Annotated in this window: 17 protein-coding genes; 6 read left to right on the top strand and 11 right to left on the bottom strand. The window is 60.6% G+C overall.

Features of this window, described 5'->3' with window-relative positions; translation table 11 throughout:
• Positions 1 to 131: 131 nt before the first annotated feature.
• Positions 132 to 1367, bottom strand: a complete 1236-nt coding sequence (serB, locus tag ACFE0K_RS07555; RefSeq protein WP_434535485.1) for a phosphoserine phosphatase SerB — start codon at positions 1365 to 1367, stop codon at positions 132 to 134.
• Between the two features lie 240 nt (positions 1368 to 1607).
• On the opposite strand from serB, the gene ACFE0K_RS07550 reads away from it, so the two are divergent.
• Complete coding sequence (locus tag ACFE0K_RS07550) at positions 1608 to 2801, top strand: hypothetical protein (RefSeq protein ID WP_434535484.1); 1194 nt, start codon at positions 1608 to 1610, stop codon at positions 2799 to 2801.
• Here ACFE0K_RS07550 and ACFE0K_RS07545 read toward each other — a convergent pair.
• Entirely contained in the window at positions 2744 to 3541 is a 798-nt protein-coding gene (locus ACFE0K_RS07545; RefSeq protein ID WP_434535483.1) for an ATP-grasp domain-containing protein, read from the bottom strand. The genes ACFE0K_RS07550 and ACFE0K_RS07545 overlap by 58 nt on opposite strands.
• Positions 3542 to 3679: 138 nt before the next feature.
• On the opposite strand from ACFE0K_RS07545, the gene ACFE0K_RS07540 reads away from it, so the two are divergent.
• Positions 3680 to 4447: an enoyl-CoA hydratase-related protein gene (locus ACFE0K_RS07540; protein ID WP_434535482.1), complete on the top strand. Its 768-nt coding sequence runs from the start codon at positions 3680 to 3682 to the stop codon at positions 4445 to 4447.
• A 135-nt stretch (positions 4448 to 4582) separates the two neighbouring features.
• On the opposite strand, the gene ACFE0K_RS07535 is transcribed toward ACFE0K_RS07540, so the two are convergent.
• Together ACFE0K_RS07535 and ACFE0K_RS07530 are read right to left on the bottom strand one after the other, a co-directional pair.
• On the bottom strand, positions 4583 to 5044 hold the full coding sequence (locus ACFE0K_RS07535) for a flavodoxin family protein (RefSeq protein ID WP_434535481.1): 462 nt from the start codon (positions 5042 to 5044) through the stop codon (positions 4583 to 4585).
• Positions 5045 to 5316: 272 nt separating this feature from the next.
• A complete protein-coding gene (locus ACFE0K_RS07530; protein WP_434535480.1) occupies positions 5317 to 5811 on the bottom strand; it encodes an Lrp/AsnC family transcriptional regulator in 495 nt (164 codons plus the stop codon).
• Positions 5812 to 6112: 301 nt separating this feature from the next.
• On the opposite strand from ACFE0K_RS07530, the gene ACFE0K_RS07525 reads away from it, so the two are divergent.
• On the top strand, positions 6113 to 7792 hold the full coding sequence (locus ACFE0K_RS07525; protein ID WP_434535479.1) for a 2-isopropylmalate synthase: 1680 nt from the start codon (positions 6113 to 6115) through the stop codon (positions 7790 to 7792).
• A 101-nt stretch (positions 7793 to 7893) separates the two neighbouring features.
• Here ACFE0K_RS07525 and ACFE0K_RS07520 read toward each other — a convergent pair whose 3' ends face one another.
• From ACFE0K_RS07520 to mtgA, 3 genes are read right to left on the bottom strand one after another with little or no spacing between them, the layout of a single operon-like run.
• Positions 7894 to 8583, bottom strand: a complete 690-nt coding sequence (locus ACFE0K_RS07520; protein ID WP_434535478.1) for a type 1 glutamine amidotransferase — start codon at positions 8581 to 8583, stop codon at positions 7894 to 7896.
• A 30-nt stretch (positions 8584 to 8613) separates the two neighbouring features.
• Positions 8614 to 9945 carry an META domain-containing protein gene (locus tag ACFE0K_RS07515; RefSeq protein WP_434535477.1) on the bottom strand — a complete coding sequence of 444 codons (1332 nt, stop codon included), beginning with the start codon at positions 9943 to 9945 and terminating at the stop codon, positions 8614 to 8616.
• Positions 9942 to 10676, bottom strand: a complete 735-nt coding sequence (gene mtgA, locus ACFE0K_RS07510; RefSeq protein WP_434535476.1) for a monofunctional biosynthetic peptidoglycan transglycosylase — start codon at positions 10674 to 10676, stop codon at positions 9942 to 9944. The genes ACFE0K_RS07515 and mtgA overlap by 4 nt, the downstream gene beginning before the upstream one ends.
• Before the next feature lie 208 nt (positions 10677 to 10884).
• Here mtgA and ACFE0K_RS07505 point away from each other — a divergent pair, with 208 nt between their 5' ends.
• Positions 10885 to 13467, top strand: a complete 2583-nt coding sequence (locus ACFE0K_RS07505; RefSeq protein ID WP_434535475.1) for an EAL domain-containing protein — start codon at positions 10885 to 10887, stop codon at positions 13465 to 13467.
• Between the two features lie 50 nt (positions 13468 to 13517).
• On the opposite strand, the gene ACFE0K_RS07500 is transcribed toward ACFE0K_RS07505, so the two are convergent.
• Complete coding sequence (locus tag ACFE0K_RS07500) at positions 13518 to 13820, bottom strand: hypothetical protein (RefSeq protein ID WP_434535474.1); 303 nt, start codon at positions 13818 to 13820, stop codon at positions 13518 to 13520.
• Between the two features lie 119 nt (positions 13821 to 13939).
• Between ACFE0K_RS07500 and ACFE0K_RS07495 the strand changes: the two genes are divergently transcribed.
• Together ACFE0K_RS07495 and ACFE0K_RS07490 are read left to right on the top strand one after the other, a co-directional pair.
• Entirely contained in the window at positions 13940 to 15460 is a 1521-nt protein-coding gene (locus tag ACFE0K_RS07495) for a cryptochrome/photolyase family protein (RefSeq protein ID WP_434535473.1), read from the top strand.
• A 20-nt stretch (positions 15461 to 15480) separates the two neighbouring features.
• Complete coding sequence (locus tag ACFE0K_RS07490; protein WP_434535472.1) at positions 15481 to 15636, top strand: hypothetical protein; 156 nt, start codon at positions 15481 to 15483, stop codon at positions 15634 to 15636.
• A 72-nt stretch (positions 15637 to 15708) separates the two neighbouring features.
• Here the strand turns inward: ACFE0K_RS07490 and ACFE0K_RS07485 are convergent, their stop codons facing one another.
• The 3 genes from ACFE0K_RS07485 to ACFE0K_RS07475 all read right to left on the bottom strand — a co-directional run.
• Positions 15709 to 17529 (bottom strand): S8 family serine peptidase, encoded by a 1821-nt coding sequence (locus tag ACFE0K_RS07485; protein ID WP_434535471.1) that lies wholly within the window; start codon positions 17527 to 17529, stop codon positions 15709 to 15711.
• 172 nt (positions 17530 to 17701) lie between these two features.
• The gene (locus ACFE0K_RS07480) at positions 17702 to 18058 is read right to left on the bottom strand and encodes a roadblock/LC7 domain-containing protein (RefSeq protein ID WP_434535470.1); all 357 of its coding nucleotides are present in this window, start codon (positions 18056 to 18058) and stop codon (positions 17702 to 17704) included.
• A gap of 161 nt (positions 18059 to 18219) precedes the next feature.
• A partial coding sequence (locus tag ACFE0K_RS07475; protein ID WP_434535469.1) for a sodium:calcium antiporter occupies positions 18220 to 18668 on the bottom strand: 449 nt, incomplete at its 5' end.

Genomic DNA, 18668 nt, shown 5'->3' with positions numbered 1-18668 from the left:
TAACAGCGACGCGGTTTTGCCTTGTCTGACTTTAAACGCAAGAGGCCGCGCCCAGACGATGGGCGCGGCCTCTTGCGTTTCAAAATCAACAACACTCAGATCGCGAACTGTTAACTATTCACTGTTCACTATTAACTGCCTTTAAGCAGTTCCGCCTGATCCTTGTCTCGCACCCCGATCAGATAAAGAATTCCATCCAGCCCCAGAGTGGAAATCGCCTGCTCGGCATTCTGCTTGACCAGCGGTTTGGCGCGGAAGGCGATGCCCAGGCCGGCTTCGCCGAGCATGGGTAGATCGTTGGCGCCGTCGCCCACGGCGATAACCTGTTCCAGGCTGATGCCTTCCTGGGTGGCGATCTGCTTGAGCAGATCAGCCTTGCGCTGGCCATTGACGATCTGGCCGACTACCCGGCCGGTGACCTGGCCGTTCTCGATTTCCAGCTCGTTGGCGTACACATAGTCGATGCCCAGCAGCTGCTGCAGCCACTGGCCGAACCAGGTGAAGCCGCCGGACAGGATGGCCGTGCGATAGCCCAGGGCACGCAGGGTACTGATCAACCGTTGCGCCCCTTCGGTGAGCTGGATGCGTTCGCGCACCCGCTCCAGGGCCCCTTCATCCAGCCCCTTGAGCAGGGCCACCCGGGCTCGAAAGCTTTCATTGAAATCCAGCTCGCCGCGCATGGCCCGCTCGGTGATTTCTGCCACCTCTTCGCCCACCCCGGCCTCCATGGCCAGCTCGTCGATCACTTCCGAGCGGATCAGGGTGGAGTCCATATCGAACACCACCAGTCGCCGGTTACGGCGGAAGGCGCTGTCGCGCTGGAAGGCGATATCCAGATTGCGTTCGTTGGCGATGCTGAGAAAGGCGGCGCGCATGGCTTCGCCGTCTTTCGGTTCGCCGCGTACGGAAATCTCGATGCAGGCGCGACTGTCCTCGTTGAGAGCCTCTCCTTCCAGATGCACCCGGCCGGACAGGCGGGCGATGCTGTCGATGTTCAGGCCGTTGTCTGCCACCGTGGCGGTGACGTCGGAGAGTTGCTCGGCAGTAATCTTGCGCGCCAGCAGGGTGATGATGTGGCGGTCCTTGCCCTGGCCGGACACCCATTCCTCGTAGCGGTCTTCGTCGATGGGCCGGAAGCGCACATTGATGTTCAGCTTGTGGGCCTCGAACAACAGATCCTTGAGCACCGCCGAGGACTCCGCGTCCGGCGGGGTTTCCACCAGGATACCCAGCGACAGGGTGTCGTGGATCACGGCCTGGCCGATATCCAGGATATTGAGCCGGTAACGGGCCAGAATCCGGGTGAAAGCGGCTGTCAGACCGGGACGGTCACTGCCGGATACCTGAATCAGAATGATCTCGCGCACGCATGGGCTCCCGGGGGCAAGTCAGACAAGCGGAAGGCGGAAGCATTGGCTCCCGCGAAAACCGCGTAAGGGTAGCAGAAATGGTACCGCAAGCGGCAGTGCCTTGGGGATTAGCGATGTTTTACATTGCCGATAGCCTGCAGGGGCATCTTCGCTGCTAAGGTGCGCCGATTCGGTCAACGTCATCTCTCCCTGTCGCGGTATACTGCGCGCGAGCTCAATACTACGGAATGCAACTCTATGTCCCTGTGGGAACAATGGCGGCCATGGATTCGGCAACAACGCAGCCTGCTGCGTGAGTTGATCCTGATGCTGCTGGCCATGCTGGTGGTCGGTGTCTATTTTCTTGAGCACTTCTCCGCGCGTCTGGAGCAAGAGCGCAAGGTACAGCTGCAGGCGCTGGCCGAACAGACAGCCCGCCGGGCGGCCGAGGCGCTGGCCAGCGATGATTCCATCAGCATTAACCTGATCGGTCGGGAAACCGTGCAGCTGGCCCCGGTGGCCGGGGTGCGCTTTCAGGATGCGGCCGATATCCAGGTGGGCCTGACCGGGGTGTCTCGCTCCGATCTGGTTATCTCGGTGCCGGTGGCGCTGCCGGACGGTGAGCTGGCCGGCACTTTGACCCTGCTGGGCGATACCAGTGCCTTGCCGCGCCAGCGGCTGGAAGCCGGCTTTGTGCTGGCCGTATTGTGCCTGTTGTTGCTGCGGGTGGCCGTTGCCCTGATTCAGCAACGCTTGCTGCCGTCACCGCCGGAACCTGAAGCACCGACACCAGTGGAGCCCCCTGCAGCATCACCGTTGGCCACTCCGGCATCGACGCAGGCACTGACCGAGCCCCTGCCGGAAGGCGCTGAGCCACTGGCTCAGCTGCGTCTGAGTATCGTCAATTTCGAACATATCCGTCAGCGTTATACCCAGGCGGCCATGGTCGAGGTGCTGGCAGATTATCAGCGGATTCTCGACAAGGTGGCAGGTATCTATGGTGGCCGGGTAGGCCAGAGGGTAGGGGATCAGGCCGGGCTGTTTTTCTACCAGGAGCCAGCGTCTCGCTGTGCGTTTTCTGCGCTGTGTGCGGGTTTGTTGTTCCTGCGAGTGGTGCGTCTGCTGGCGCCGTTGCGCAAGCAGCAGGGCAAGCCGCCACTGGAATTCAAGGCGCTGGTCACCACTGATGGGGACCAGCAGGAAGCCTGGTCCCTGTGTGTGGCCGGGGTGCCGGGGCGGCTCAATGTGCCGGAATCCCAACTGGCTGCCACCGAGTTGGATGTGAAAGCCTTGTACCAGCCGGAAAAGGCTCAGGTGGTCACCGCTGGTGAGCACAAGGTGCGGCTACAGCCGGTGGAGCAACTGGCTCACCGCTATCAGAACCTGCTGCGCACTCAGGCAGATACCTTGCTGTCCGAAGAAGGCGGTGACGACGAGTCGCCCAGCAGGTAACTGCTCATGGCCCGCTGCACCCGCTGATTAAGATCGGGGATGCCGGTGTTGCCGAACAGCCGATTGAATTCCAGGATGTAGGGGTGGCCATCCACCATGGCCACATCAAAGCCGGCATGGTTGATGCCCAGATAGCGGGCCAGCCCCTCGACCAGGGAAATGGCATTGTCCGGTACCGGCAAATCGGTGCGCACGCGGCCGCCCTGGCTCACGTTGTTCAGAAAGCCCACTCCTTCCCGCCAGTAGCTGGCCACCACTTCCTCGCCCACCACCACCACGCGCAGGTCGCGCACAATGGGCAGCAGTTTCTGGATATAGAGCACGGCTTCGCGCTCCGCATAGTCCAGCAACTGTTGGCGGTTCTCGATCAGGTAGACGCCCATGCCCTGGCTGGAGCGCACCGATTTGGCCACAAACGGAAACCGCCATTGATCCAGCACTTGGCCAATGCCGTACTTGTCGGAAGCCACAATCAGTGTCTCCGGCACATGCTCCGGGCAGGCGGTTTGCAGCGCGCGGGTCATCTCCACCTTGTCATGACCCAGGTGGTAGCTGCTCAGGCTGGGGAAGATGGGGCGCTTGAGCACATAGTGCAGGCTGTTGATCTGCCAGAAACCGGGAAACAGTAACCAGTCCGCTTCCGCCAGGGTCTCGCGGTGCTGGTTCATATGTTCGGGCTTGATATAACGCACGCCGGGCAGGCCCAGGGTGCGGAAAGGATCGAAAGTGATCAGTTTCACGGTGACGATCTCAGAAGAGGAGCGCTTTTTTAAGGCGCTTTGACCGGCTGGTCAATACCCTTTGTCGGTATTCGTCCTTGGCATGGGCGGGGCGGACGGCTAGCCTTGCCCGACTACAAAATGATTGGGAGAGCTGTCGTGACCTTGCCGACATTGGAAAGTGACCTGATTCTGGTGACACATACTGAATCGGTATTGGAAATTACCCTGAATCGCCCGGACAAACTGAACGCCCTCACCGGCGCCATGTACCGGGACATGATCGCCCTGCTGAACGCCGCGGAACAGAGCGATGAGATTCGCGTGGTGCTGTTTGCCGCCGAAGGCAAATCGTTCAGCGCCGGCAACGATCTGGTGGACTTCCTCAATGCCAAGCCCGGTGAAGTGGGTGAGGCGGCGAATTTCATCAAGGCCATCTATGCCTTCCCGAAAGTGGTGGTGGCCGCCGTCCAGGGCAATGCAGTGGGTGTGGGTACCACCATGCTGCTGCACATGGATATGGTAGTGGCGTCTGACGATGCCAAATTCATCACGCCCTTTGCCGATCTTGGCGCGACACCGGAAGCCGGTTCCGCCAAGCTGCTGCCAGACTGGCTGGGCTATCAACGCGCAGCCCGCATGTTGCTGCTGGGTGAGCCCATGCTGGCACAGGAAGCCTTCGAGGCCGGCCTCATTGCCAAGGTAGTCGCCCGCGAAGAACTGCAAACCACTGCTCGCGCCTGGGCTGAAACCCTCGCAAAAAAACCGCCGAAGGCCCTGCGCGAGAGCAAACGTTTGATGCGTCAGGCGATCAGCAAGCCGCTGCAGGATGTGCTGGAGGAAGACCTGGCCCTGTTTGGAGAAATGCTGCAGGGCGATGAGGCCAAGGCGGTGTTGGCGGCCATGGTGAACAAGAGCAAGGGGTAAGAGCAGCTTTGAGCTTCTAGCTGCTAGCGACTAGACGCGGGTTGGCTTGTCAGTAATGGAGAGTCCGTGCCCGCGCCCATGGTTGGGCGCGGGCACGGACATTCAGATCCCCAAGAGTTCTACTGCGCCTCGCAGCTAAAGAACCCCCGCATCCAGCCCTGCTGCCAGATACATCCCCAATTCTTCTACCTGCTGCTCGAAGGCATCCTGCCATTCTCCGCGCAGCACCAGTGGCTCCTGTACCCAGTTCCAGCGCAGGCCGGTGACAATGCTTTCCACGGCTCGACGGGTGCCGGTGCCGTCCTGGCCGGCGCGGATGTAGAGGGCGCAGGGTAACCCCTGTTTTTCTTCCAGTACCGGGTAATAACTGCGGTCGAAAAAATCCTTTAGAGCGCCACTCATGTAGCCCAGATTTTCCGTGGTGCCGAGCAGAATGGCATCACAGTCCAGCACATCCTCGGGCCCCGCTTCCAGAGGCGGCTTTACCGTTACGGTCACGTTCTCGATATCTTCATGGCTGGCGCCCCGGGCGGCGGCGTCGCGAAGTGTCAGCGTATTCGGCGACGGGGCGTGGGCGACGATCAATAGCTTTTTCATGGTCTCGCAACTCTACGCATTTGATAGTGCCAGCATATCAGTTAGGACCGGGCTATCTGTAGGAGCGTGGCTTGACGCATGTCATTGGCCTGGCCATGAAGCAACTGTAGGAGCACCTCTCGAGGTGCGAATCCGAGCCTGGGCGAAGGAACGGTATGCCGATGGCAATGCATTCTTGGACGTGCCGATGTTTCATCCTGGATCGTTGCATTCCGCCTGTTCGCACCTCAAGAGGTGCTCCTACAAAGGACCAGGATTTACGAGTGCGAGAGCTACGTCTCCACATAATTCAACGGCAGGGCTGCCGTATCCACCACCCGCCGCATGACAAAGCTGGAATGCACCCCGCTCACCCCTTCGATACGTGTGATCTGGTTGAGCAGGAAATGCTGGTAGCCATCGATATCCGGCACCACCACTTTCAGTAGATAGTCGGCTTCCTGGCCGGTGACCAGGTAGCACTGTTGCACTTCCGGGTAGCTGGCCACCTTCTCCTCGAAGTTGGCGAAGCGCTCGGGGGTGTGGCGGTCCATGCTGATCTGGATGATCACGGTCAGGTCCAGGCCCAGTTTACGGGCGTCCAGCACGGTCTCCCGTTTGAGAATAATGCCGGCGGCCTCCAGCTTCTGTACCCGCCGGGAACAGGGGGAGGGCGACAGGCCCACGGTTTCCGCCAGCTGCTGGTTGGTGAGCCCGCCATTATGTTGCAGGGCTTCAAGGATGCGCAGGTCAGTGCGGTCCAGTTTTGCCAGTTCCTGCTTCCTCATGATGGTTTTAACCCCTTTTTGTCATTATTGCGCAATATTATTGCCAATAAGGCGGTTTTTGGATGAAAAAAGCAAGCACATTGCCGGTTTGCTGCCGTAAAGTATCTCTCGTGGGGCGATGATGCGAACCGCCAAAAGCGGGCCGCCACTCTTCGTTGCCATCCGTGCCTATCGGCGCGCTGATCGATACCCGAGATCACAAACAGCGAGTTGTTGGCCCAATCCGGCTCACCCCCTGGATTCGGTCGGGAATTCTTCTTCGGGGGGCAGGCCATGCCCCTTTTTGGTTTGAGGAAATGACATGAGCTTTGATCACCGTAAGTACCAGCCTTTCCCGGTTATCGACAAACCCGACCGTCGCTGGCCGAGTCAGCGTATCGAGAAAGCCCCGCTGTGGGCGGCGGTGGACCTGCGCGATGGCAACCAGGCGCTGATCAAGCCCATGTCCGTGGCCCAGAAACGTCGCTTCTTCCAGATGTTGGTGGAGTTGGGCTACAAGGAAATCGAAGTGGGCTTCCCGTCTGCCAGCCAGATCGATTTCGATTTCTGCCGGGCCCTGATCGAGGAAAATCTGGTGCCGGATGACGTACATATCCAGGTGCTCACCCAGGCTCGGGAAGAGTTGATCTCCCGGACCTTTGAATCCCTCAAGGGGGCGAAGAACGCCATCGTGCATATCTACAATGCCACCTCGCCTACTTTCCGCGAGCAGGTGTTCAGCGTGGACAAAGCCGGCTGCAAGGCCATTGCCGAACGTGCTGCCGGCTGGGTGAAAGCCTGTGCCGCGACGCAGCCGGAGACCCACTGGAGCTTCCAGTATTCCCCGGAAACCTTCAGCGCCACGGAAACCGATTTCGCCATCGAGGTGATTGATGCGGTGAATGCGGTATGGCGTCCGGACCAGGGCCAGCGGGTGATCATCAACCTGCCGGCCACCGTGGAGGTGAGCACGCCCAATGTGTTTGCCGACCAGGTGGAGCTGGTGCATGACAATATTCAGTACCGCGAGCATGTGATTATCAGTGTGCATACCCACGATGACCGTGGCTGTGGCGTGGCGGCCGCAGAAATGGCGGTGATGGCCGGGGCCGACCGGGTGGAAGGGACCTTGCTGGGTAATGGCGAGCGTACCGGTAACATGGACCTGGTCACCGCTGGTATGAACCTGTACAGCCAGGGCATCGACCCGCAAATCGACTTCTCGCAGATGAAGGAGATCATTGCCCTGGTGGAAGAAATCACCGACATCCAGACTCACCCGCGTCATCCTTATGCCGGTGATCTGGTATTCAGCGCCTTCTCCGGCAGCCACCAGGATGCCATCCGCAAATGCCTGGCCCGTTATCAGGAGGGCGATATCTGGCAGGTGGCGTATCTGCCCATTGATCCGGCGGATGTGGGGCGTCGCTACGAGGAAGTGGTGCGCATCAACTCCCAGTCCGGCAAGGGCGGGGTCGCCCATGTGCTGGAGCGGGATTTCGGTATCGACCTGCCGCGCTGGTTGCAGCAGGAGCTGGCCGGGGTGGTGCAGCGCGATGCGGAAGAGGATGGTGGCGAGATCACCAGCGAGCGGGTGCATCGTCGCTTCAATAGCGATTATCTGAATGTGCCGCTGGGCTGGATGTTGCGTTCCTATGACCTGAATCGCAGCAACGATCAGGTGCAGGCCCAGATCAGTATTGGCGACTCCAGCCAGCCGGTCACCCTGTTGTCCGGCCGCGGTGACGGCGCCATGTCGGCACTGGTAGATGCCCTCAACCGTCGTATCGGTGGCGAGGTGAAGGTGGTGTCCTTCGATGAGTATTCATTGGGCGATAACACCGAAGCCAACGCCATGGCCTGTGTGCGGGTTCAGGTGGGGGAAACGGTGCAGAGTGCTGTGGCTACCGCTGCCGATACGACCGCGGCTGCGCTGCAGGCGATCCTGTCGGCCGTGGGCAGGGTGCAGGAAGGTAGTGAACAGTTAATAGTGAATAGTTAACAGCGGCGCGAGGTCGCGTCGATTGAGCTGAAAACGAAGAAGCCGCGCTCCTGGTAGGGGTGCGGCTTCTTGTTTTTGTGGGAGCATGGAGTTTGGCCGGCTTAGCGTAGAAAGGCGCTCAACACCCGCCCCAGTAACCGCCGGGCATCCTCAAACCGTTGTTCGTCAGCCAGCATGCTGGCGCGGGGTTCCACCCAGGGGCCGTCTGCCAGGTCTTCCGGGCAGGCATCGCAGAGGGCGGCGGCATTGTCGGCCTGCAGTTCCAGGTGAAACTGTAAGCCCAGCACATTATCGCCATAACGAAACGCCTGATTGGCGCAGCCTTCGCTTTCCAGCAGGTGTACGGCACCGTCAGGAATGGCGAAGGTGTCGCCGTGCCAGTGCAGCACCGGCGGGGCGCCGGCAAACAGTTTGCCGATGCTGTCGGACTTGCCGGCACTGGTGGGGTAGACCGGAAACCAGCCGATTTCCCTGTCCCGGTTGGCGGTCACCGGGGCGCCCAGCACACGGGCAATCAGTTGGGCGCCGAGACAGATGCCCAGCACTTTCTTGCCGGCGGCGATGCTGTCGCGAATCAGCGCCTTTTCCGGGGCCATCCAGGTATGGCTGTCATCATCATCCGCCCCCATGGGGCCGCCCATGACCACCAGCACATCAAACTCGGTGGTGTCAGGGAGTGAGTCGCCCTGAAACAGCAGCGACTGGCTAATGGTGGCGTCGCGCTCGCGGAACCAGGCTTCCATGGCGCCCAGTTGTTCGAACGGGACATGGGACAGGTAATGGATGCGCATGATCTTTCCCTTTAATGCTCAAGCGGGCGGTTACAGCGCGATGGCCTGAAACCCGGCCAGCGGCTGGTTGCTATCATCGAACAGGGTGAGTAACTCGCCGTCGATACGGAAACCCCGGGCCGCTTTCAGAGCCTGCAAAAAGGCCTGTTCGCCTGCCATATCCGGGCAGGCCTTGCGGGTGGTCGCAATGGCGCCGAAGGATAGGGTGCCGTCGCCGAGTTGGTAGCTGCCGTTGAGGCCGTTGCAACCGGCATTGCCATGCACGTTGCCTTCACCGTCCAGGGTCAGGTAGGGCTGTTGTTGGCTCGCCTCAAGGGTCTTGTTACCGAGCGCACTGAGCTGCCAGCGGGTGTTGGTCAGCGCTGCGCCGGGCAGGCGGCAGTCGTTATAGCCGCTTTCCAGGGAAAAGCTTTCCACGATGATGCCGTTCTGGGTGCTGCCTTCCTGTTCGCCGGGTACCTTGCGCAGCAAGCCGCTGACGGTGGCCACGCGTGGCTGCAGCGGATACTCGCGGGCAGTTTCATAGGCGTCGGTCAGGTCGTCGCGCTGGGGGCCGGCCAGTTGCAGGCGGCGATCGCTGTTACAGAGGATCAGGCTGGTGGTGCCGTACTGGTATACCAGAGCGCCGCGAAGGGTTTCGCTGGCCGTCATTACTGCACTGAGGGGCAGGGTAATATCGGCAAACTGGCCCCGGGTAACGACCAGAGGCGTGGGCTCGGACTGGAAGAACAGGCCGCCGTCGGCAAGGATCTGGCTGCGCACCTGATAGTCGCTATCCGCGTTCACTGCGCTGGCCGGGTAATAAAGCCGGAAGGGCTGACTGAGCGCATCGCTGGTCAGGGGGATCAGGCGGCGGATCACCTCCTCGTCGTTGCTGGTGAGCAGGGAGACGGTCAGCACTGCCTTGTCGGGTAGTTCGCTGTCCTCGGGGAGTTCCACCTTGCCGCTGAGATGGCCGACGGCGTCGTTGGCGCGTTGATAGTCGCCGGTGAACAGGGGGCTGTCGGCTTGCTCTTCTTCCCCGCTAGATTGGGAGGAAGGGCTGAGGCTGAGTGTGTCCTGCAGTTGTTCGCCGCTGGCGCTCTGGGTTTCTACCGCCAGCTGGCTGTTATCCAGATAGTGGAAGGTGAAGGTGCCATCATTGTTTTCCCAGGTCAGGCCCTGGCGCTGCTTGTCGGCGGGCAGGTAGAAATCGCCGTTTTCTTCCAGTACCAGTGTCTGTTCGCCGTTTTGCCAGGCGCCCACCAGCGGGTTGCTGGTGTCATTGGTGGCCGGTGACGAGATCGGCGGAGTCCGGCTGTCGTTGTCGCTGCAGCCCAGCAGGGCCAGGCCGGTCAGGCAAAGTACTACAAACTGCTTCATTGCGTTTTTCCTTGGCGAGGGTCGGGTTCAGACGGCTGTGGCAGCGGCAGGTTCCCGGGATCGGGGATGCGCACCAGTGCCATTTGCTCCTGAATCCAGTTGGCCCGTTGTTGTACATAATCGGTCGGGCCTTTGAAATCATAGTAATTGGGGCGTGGCAGCATGGCCGCCAGTTGCGCCGCCTGGTCGATGCTGAGTTCGGCGGCGCTGACCTGGAAATAGTGTCGGGCGGCGGCTTCTGCGCCGTAAATCTGGTGGCCCCACTGGGCCACATTCAGATACAGCTCCAGAATGCGGCGTTTGCTCAGGCCGATTTCCAGCATCAACGCAATCAGGGCTTCCTGAACCTTGCGGGTATAACTGCGTGCGCCGGAAAGATACAGGTTCTTGGCCAGTTGCTGGGTGATGGTAGAGCCACCGGCCACCGGCTTGCCCGCTTCCATGTTGCGCCGCAGGGCGTAACGGATGCCTTGCCAGTCAAAACCGCTGTGGTTGGTAAACTGAGCATCCTCGGAAATCAGTACCGAGCGCTTCAGGTAATCGCTGATCTGATCGTAGTCCCGCCAGTGCTGCTGCACCTGTCCCTGAGCCTTGGCCCGCTGCATATAGGCGCTGCCTTCCGGATTGTGGTGCTGCAGGCGCAGTACCTGCCCCAGATACCAGAGCTGGGACAGGGCAAAGGCCACAAACAGCAGGGCGAGGCATTGTAGGGCACGGTATCGGAGCGTCATGGTCTGCACAGCCGGGTAGGCGATACTCCTTTTGCGGGAAGCGATTGGCAAGCCGCAGGCGAATGTTCGGGTCGGAGGCCCTCTGATAGTCACCCAATTGTCGGTGAAAGTTCCGGTTTTGTCAGGTGACGCTGGCAAGTAAGGGGCGAGCAGTTCAAAAAGTGAACAGGTGGTCAGGAATCATAATAACCAACAATGGACGTGAACCATGCAGGCTTTGCTGATTGGGGCAGCCGTGGGGGTGGTGGCCCTGGCGGTCATTTTTTTCCGCCGCGAACGCGCTGGGCGAGCGGCCCTGGCGGAACGGGAGAAGCGTTTCAGGCTGACCATGGAGGGTGCGGCGATTGCCATGGCGCTGATGGGCCCGGACGGTCGCTGGCTGGCGGTGAATCGGGCCCTGTGCCGTCTGACCGGCTACCGGGAAGAGGAGCTACTGGCGAGTTCCTTCCAGCAGCTGATCTACCCTGATGACCTGCAGGATGATCTGCAGCAACTGGGTTTCTTGCTGGCAGGCCGGGTAGACACCCTGCGTCTGGAAAAGCGCTATGTCACCAAGGCCGGTGAGCTGGTCTGGGTGCGCCTGTCCATTGCCGGAGTGAGTGAAGACGGTAACGTTCGCTATCTGATCGTTCAGTGCGAGGATATCCAGGCCGCGAAGGAGGCCGAGCATGCCCTGGCGGAAAGCCGCCACCAGCTGCAACTGGCGCTGTCTGCCGGCGGCGTGGGGATCTGGCAGTACAACACCGTCACCGGCCAGTTGGACTGGGATGAACGCACCTACGAGATGTATGGGGTCAAACCTGGCGAGGAGGGCGAGGGTACCCTGAAAATCTGGTACGACCGCATTCATCCGGACGACCTGGCCCATCTTCGGCCCAGACTGCAAAAGGTGATGGATGCTCCCGGCGAGCTGGACGGGGAATTCCGTATCCTTACCCCGGCTGGCGAAGAGCGCTATATCCGCGCCCGTGCCGAGACCATCCTGGTCGGTCCGGACAAGGTGCCTCTGATGGTGGGAACTAACTGGGATGTGACTGCCGAACGGACTATGCAGCACTCACTGGCCCACGAGAAGGAAAGCCTGCGGGTGACGCTCAACTCCATTGCCGACGGGGTTATCGCCACGGATCAAGGCGGGCGGATTACCTTCATGAATCCGGTGGCAGAATCATTAACTGGCTGGCGGGAACGGGATGCCGAGGGCCGGCCCGTGGATACGGTGCTGCAGCTTAGTGATGAAGAGGGGCGCCCCACGCTCACCAATCCCATTGCCGTGGCCTTGCGCGGCGGCGACATGTGCTTTTTGCGCGAGGACTGTTTTCTGCTGAGCCGCGATGGCAGCCGCTATGAGATCCAGGATTCGGCCGCCCCGGTGAAAACCGCCGAAGGTGAGGTGAAAGGGGCGGTGATGGTGTTTCGTGATGTGAGCGCCCGTCGGGCCATGCAGAAGAAGCTGCGCTATCACGCCACCCATGATGCGCTGACCGGCCTGACCAACCGGCGCGAGTTTGAAAATACCCTGCAGCAGACACTGGATGAAGGCATCGCCGAGCAGAGCGTGTTGTGCTTTATCGATCTGGATCGTTTCAAGGTGGTTAACGATACCGCCGGGCATGTGGCCGGTGATGCCCTGTTGCGCGAATGTGCCCGGGTCATTGGCCGGCAGATTCGCGACGGGGATGTGGTGGCCCGACTGGGGGGCGACGAGTTCGGCCTGTTGCTGCGTAGCTGCCCGTCAGACAAGGCCGTGCAGATTGCCGAACGGCTGATCGCGGCCCTGGGAGACATCCGTTTTGCCTGGAAAGATTCCCTCTACGATATCGGTGCCAGCGTCGGCCTGGTGCAACTGGATGGCAATCTGATCAGCGTGGAAGAGGCCATGAGTCGGGCAGACGTGGCCTGCTACGCCGCCAAACACCGAGGCCGCAATCGGGTCTCTGTGTACACCCCGGATGACAGTGAAGCATCCCGCCGGCATCTGGAGCTGCAGATGGCCGCAGGCCTGCGCGAGTCCCTGGAGTCGGATCGCTTTCTGCTCTATGCCCAGGAAATCCGGCCCATCGGTGGGGAAACGGATGCCTCACACTACGAAATCCTGTTACGCCTGCGCGACCGCAACGGCGACATTCTCAACCCTGGTGCCTTTATACCCGCGGCAGAACGTTACCAGATGATGCCGCACATCGATCGCTGGGTGCTCACTCAGCTGCTGGTTACGCTCAGCGAAGAATTGGCAGCCCTGCCCAACCTGCATCTGGCGATCAATCTGTCAGCCACCTCCCTGGATGATCCCACCTTTATTCCGTTTCTGGAGGAACTGCTTGATAGCACCACGGTGGCGCCCGAGCGGCTTACCTTCGAGATCACCGAAACTACCGTGGTCAATCAGCTCTCCAGTGCCAGCGAATTGCTGGCGCGGATTCGCCAGAAGGGCAGCAAGGTGGCGCTGGATGACTTTGGCAGTGGTTTCAGCTCGTTCAATTATCTCAAGCATTTCCAGGTGGACTTCATCAAGATCGATGGCAGTTTCGTGCGCAACCTGCTCTATTCCAGCGTGGACCGCACCATTGTCGAGTCCATCAGCGAAGTGGCCCATCGGCTGGGCGTGCAAACCGTGGCGGAATACGTGGAAGATATCGCCATGATCCCGGTGCTGGAGAAGGCCGGTGTGGATTTCGTACAGGGCTACGCCATTGGCCGTCCCCAACCGCTGACCATGCTGTTCGAGCAGCTGGTGGCTTCTTCGTTACTCCAGGGACGGCAGTTGCGGTTGGTGAATCGGGACGCTTGAGTCTGACAGAACTTGTTGGCGCCTTGCGAACAAGGCGCCAACATTAAGGGTTACTCCTTGCCTAGGGCGGGCGGCGTCAGGCTGTCATCCGCCTTCCACTTTTCCAGTTCCCGGGTCATGGAGGGTTGCGTGGTTTCTTTTTGCAGGTCCCGGGCCTGTTGCTTGAGTCGCCCGCCGGCATCATCGCGGCGGCTGCCGCGAAGCCGGGTCTGCGGCACACTGCTCAGGCCGTCATAATCCACCCCGTAGTCATAGTCCTCCTCATAGACATCATCACCACGGATATAGTCATAACCCTCGGCATGCACGGTGCCGACCAACAGACTGGCCGCCATCAATACGATTCGCACCATCGGCTTTCTCCCTGTCGGTTCCGTACTGGGTGGGACAGGATCACCCGGGCCGGGTTCCTTCACCCGGCGGCCACTCCCCTGACGGCATTCTTGAGCTTTAAGATGTTGAGGGAGAGGTCGTGAAAGTCGGAATCATTCTGGGTGACCAGCTCAGCCTGTCCCTGCCCACGCTGCAGGCGTTGGACAAAACGCGAGACCGGCTGGTGATGGCGGAGGTACCCGCCGAGGCCACCTATGTGGGCCATCACAAACAGAAGATCGCCTTTATCTTCAGCGCCATGCGCCACTTCGCCGCAGACCTGCGCGAGGCTGGCTGGCAACTGGATTACTTTGCCTACGGCGAGCATGGCCATGCCAGCCTGCCTGAGGTGCTGGGCCCGCTTTGTGAGCAGGCTGAGGAGTTGGTGGTTACCCACTGCGGCGAATATCGTCTGCAGCAGCAGATCGATGAGCAATGGCCCGGGCAGTTGTCCTGCCCTGTCACCTGTCTGGAAGACAGTCGATTCCTCTGCTCCCCGGCCTTCTTCCGGCGTTGGGCCAGCGGCAAGAAACAGCTGCGCATGGAGTTCTTCTACCGGGAAATGCGCCGCCACACCGGCCTGCTCATGGAAGGGGGTGAGCCGGTGGGCGGGCAGTGGAATTTTGATGCCAGTAACCGCAAGGCCTACAAGGGTGAGGTGCCCTTGCCTGTGGATCTTTCTTTCCCCCGCGATGCCATCGACGAGCAGGTGTTGGCGCTGGTGGAACAAGCGTTTCCGGAACACATCGGCAACCTGACGGATTTTCGCTGGGGCACCACCGCCGCCCAGGCACAGCAGGCACTGGCACACTTTATCGAACAGCGGCTCCCGCACTTCGGTGATTTTCAGGATGCCATGGTCACCGGGGAAGACACCCTCTTTCACAGCTTGCTGTCACCCTACCTGAACATTGGCCTGCTGGACCCGCTGGCGGTCTGCCAGGCCGCGGAGCAGGCCTGGTGGGATGGCCTGGCGCCGCTTAATGCGGTGGAAGGGTTTATTCGCCAGATACTGGGCTGGCGGGAATATGTGCGCGGCATCTACTGGCTGTTGATGCCGGATTATGCAGCGGAAAACCGCCTCAACAATCAGCGCTCGTTGCCCGGTTATTACTGGAGCGGTAATACCCGCATGCACTGCATGTCCGAGGCCTTGCGCAATACCCTGGACCACGCCTATGCCCATCACATCCAGCGGTTGATGGTCACCGGCAATTTTGCCCTGCTGCTGGGAGTGCTGCCGGAAGCCATTTGCCAGTGGTACCTGGAGGTGTATGCAGATGCCTACGACTGGGTGGAGCTGCCCAACACCCTGGGCATGGTGATGCACGCCGACGGTGGCTACCTGGGCAGCAAGCCTTATGCGGCGTCCGGCAGTTATATCAATCGCATGTCGGATTACTGCAAGCACTGCCAGTACAACGTCAAAACCGCTAGTGACGATGACAGCTGCCCGTTCAACAGCCTCTACTGGCATTTTATTCATCGTCATCGCGGCCAGTTCCAGCACAACCACCGCATGCGGATGATCTATCGCAACCTGGATCGCATGGATCCGGCCAAGGTCGGCGCCATGCTGGATCGGGCGGAACAATTGCTGGCGGACCCGGAGGCCCTGTGAGTAGCGTCGGGAAAGGCAATATGATGGCGTGGTCCTACGCAGCCTGTTTCCTTCCAGCGGTGGAGGCGGGCACCGAGGGCAAGGCCAGCGCTGCAGGAATGATCGACAAGTCACGCGCTTTTGAGCTGGCCATTGTGCAGGCAGATGCTGGCGAAAACTGCTGTAGCTGGGTCTAACCCTGCTGGCGCTCAGCTAGAACGAAAAAACCACCGCAAGCGGTGGTTTTTTCGTTTCAGGGTACGGTGTCCTTAACGTGGATTCGCCAGCAGCGTATACGCGCCGGAACCGCTTTCTGCGGTCACTCGCCAGCGGTAGGTGCCGCTGCCCACCGAGCCGCTCAGCTCTGCTACACCATTCTGCGGTTGAGCGCTGCCCACCTGGGACCAGCTGCAGCCGAACAGGAAGAAGCAGCTACGTTGCTCCAGTGCCAATGAGAAGGCACCACCGGCAGGGCTGTACAAAAAGGCTTCCACATTGCCGCCGCCGAAGCTGAAGCCACCGGAGGGCAGGGTCACGGAGCCACCGTTGCCCAAGCTGCCTTCATAGCGAGTGCATTCCGGGCAAGGGTTACTGGTGTCTTCGCTGGTCACGCTCTTGTCGATGCTGGCGGTCTGGTTGGCGGTGTCGGTGACGGTCAGCGTCACGGTGAAGTTGCCCGCAGTGCCGTAGTCATGACTGATCTGTTCGCCGCTGGCCACATTGCCGTCGCCCAGGGTCCAGTCCCAGGCGGCCACGCCATTGTCATCGCTGCTGCCGCTGGCATCGAACTGGCAGACGGTGCCGCTACACTGGGCCGTAAAGGCGGCCGTGGGCAAACGATCCGTCACTGTGCCGCCGTCGTCTTCAGCCACCTGCAACAGGCGGTTGGGCGATTGGCTGCCGGGATTGCTGATCATGCCGGTGGCGCTGCCATCGACCAATGCCGCGAACACCTGCTCAGGGCTGGCGCTGGGATTCGTTGCCAGATACACGGCCGCTGCACCGGCGGCATGAGGGGCGGCCATGGATGTGCCGTTCAGGCGTGCGGTCTGGGTGTCGGATTGGTACCAGGCAGAGGTAATGTCGCTACCCGGAGCAAACAGGTCCACACAGGCGCCGAAATTGGAGAACGAGGAGCGCTGGTCTGTGCGGGTGCTAGAGCCGACAGTGAGAGCTTCGGCCACCCGGTTGGGGGAGCCGTTACAGGCGTTGGTGTTGTCGTTGCCGGCGGCCACCACCATGCTTACCCCTGCGGAGACCGCATTGCGCACGGCGGTATCCAGGGCGCTGGAGCTGCCACCCCCCAGAGACATATTGGCGACGGCGGGTTTGCGGTGATTGCCGGCCACCCAGTCCACCCCGGCAATGACGCCGGAATTGCTGCCGCTACCGTTACAGTCGAGGACTCGCACGGGGGCAATCTGTGCCTGCTTGGCCACCCCGTAAACGGTGCCAGTGGCCGTGCCGGCCACATGGGTGCCGTGCCCATTACAGTCGTTGGTATTGGCCGGGTCGACGCTGCCGCCACCAAACAGGAAGCCGCCGCCACTGCTGACAAAGTTACGGCCGGGGCTGACCCGTCCGCTGAATTCGTTATGGCTGGCGCGCAGACCGGTGTCGATCACATAGACGGTGACATCGCTGCCGGCGCTGTTGGGGTACTGGTAGCTGCCATCCAGCGGCAGTGCCGGCTGATCTACCCGGTCCAGGCCCCAAGTGGCGTTTGCCTGGGTGGCGATGGCCTGTACCCGACGGTCCTGTTCCAGGCCGATCACGCCGGGCAGCTGGCTCAGCAAGGTGGCCTGCAGATCCGTTAGCCGCACTGTCATGCCAGTGAGCGCATGCTGGTAAGTATAAAGCACGTCGCCGCCACCCACCGTGGCCAGCAAGGTGCGAATGGCCGTGGTCAGATCCGTAACACCAAGGCGCTGAATAATGTCCGGGGCCAGGGTCACGATGTATTGATTGTCGATGACCTCATTCTGCGTCTGCTGCGCAAAAGACGGTGAGTCATCGGCCCATACCGGGCTGAGCACGCTGCCACCCAGTAGCGCCGCCAGCAGGGCGCCAATACCTGTTTTTCTCTGCATGAAGATCCCTCCAAAAAGTCGTGCCCTGACGCTAATTAGTACGGGTGTATCTCTCTATGCAATGGGTGTGTTTTTTTGTTGCGATGAAGAGAGTTCAGTAGGGTGGAGGCAGCATGATTGCTGGGCAGGAAGCATTTTGTGATCTGAGTGTGAAGGCAGGGTGAGTGAAGGGCTAAACCAGTCCGCCCAGTGCCGACACGGTTTTCCAGGCGAGCATCTGCATGTGCTGGGAGTTCACCGATGGCCGTGCCATACAGGCAAACACCATATCGTTCACCGGCCAGATACAGAGGCATCCTTCCCGGCAGCGGATGAAGATTTCTTCGCTGTGCCCCAGGCGTAACCCGTCGAGTACCCGGTCACAGGCTTTTTTCATCTCGAAGAACAGCGCACTCTGCTCGTCATAATCCAGCCCCTCACCGATATGCACTACCGGTAGACCATCATGGCTGATCAGCGATACCAGCAGGATGTCATCGGAGGAATCGTGGAGAGCCTGCAGGGGCGGGGTAAGGGTGGTGAGCTTCATGGTTGTTATCCCTGCATGGTGGCTTTCAGGTCAGCTTAAGGGCAGGGGTAACGGGAATCAAAGCCAATAACGGTGTCGCCCGTTATTGGCTGGTGAAAGTCGCCGTGTGTCCGATTTACGGCCGCTGGTTCGGCTCGCCATCGGCAAGTCGAATAGGGCTATTACGATTGGCCGAATACCGTACTGAGCAAGTAAAGGGTATAGCTAACGTAAGCTGCCAGCAGCAAGGTGCCCTCAATGCGGTTAATGCGTCCTTGCCCCCGGAACCCGTAACCGATGACGAATAACGACAGCGTCAGCGCCGCCATGACCAGCATGTCCCGATTGAGGACCTCGGGCCCTACCGCCAATGGCTGAATGGTACCGGCGATCCCCACCACGGCGAGGGTGTTGAACAGGTTGGACCCCAGGATATTGCCCAGAGCAATATCGTGCTCCCCCTTTCTGGCGGCAATGATCGACGATGCCAGCTCCGGTAGCGATGTGCCCACCGCGATAATGGTCAGGCCGATAATCAGGTCGCTCACCCCGAACCCATGGGCGATTTCTACCGCCCCCCAGACCAGCACGCGGGAGCTGACAATCAGCAGCACCAGCCCGGCCACCAGCC

The organism is Alcanivorax sp. (assembly GCF_051117345.1).
GTDB lineage: Bacteria > Pseudomonadota > Gammaproteobacteria > Pseudomonadales > Alcanivoracaceae > Alcanivorax.
This window is presented reverse-complemented; position numbering and strand designations above follow the sequence as displayed.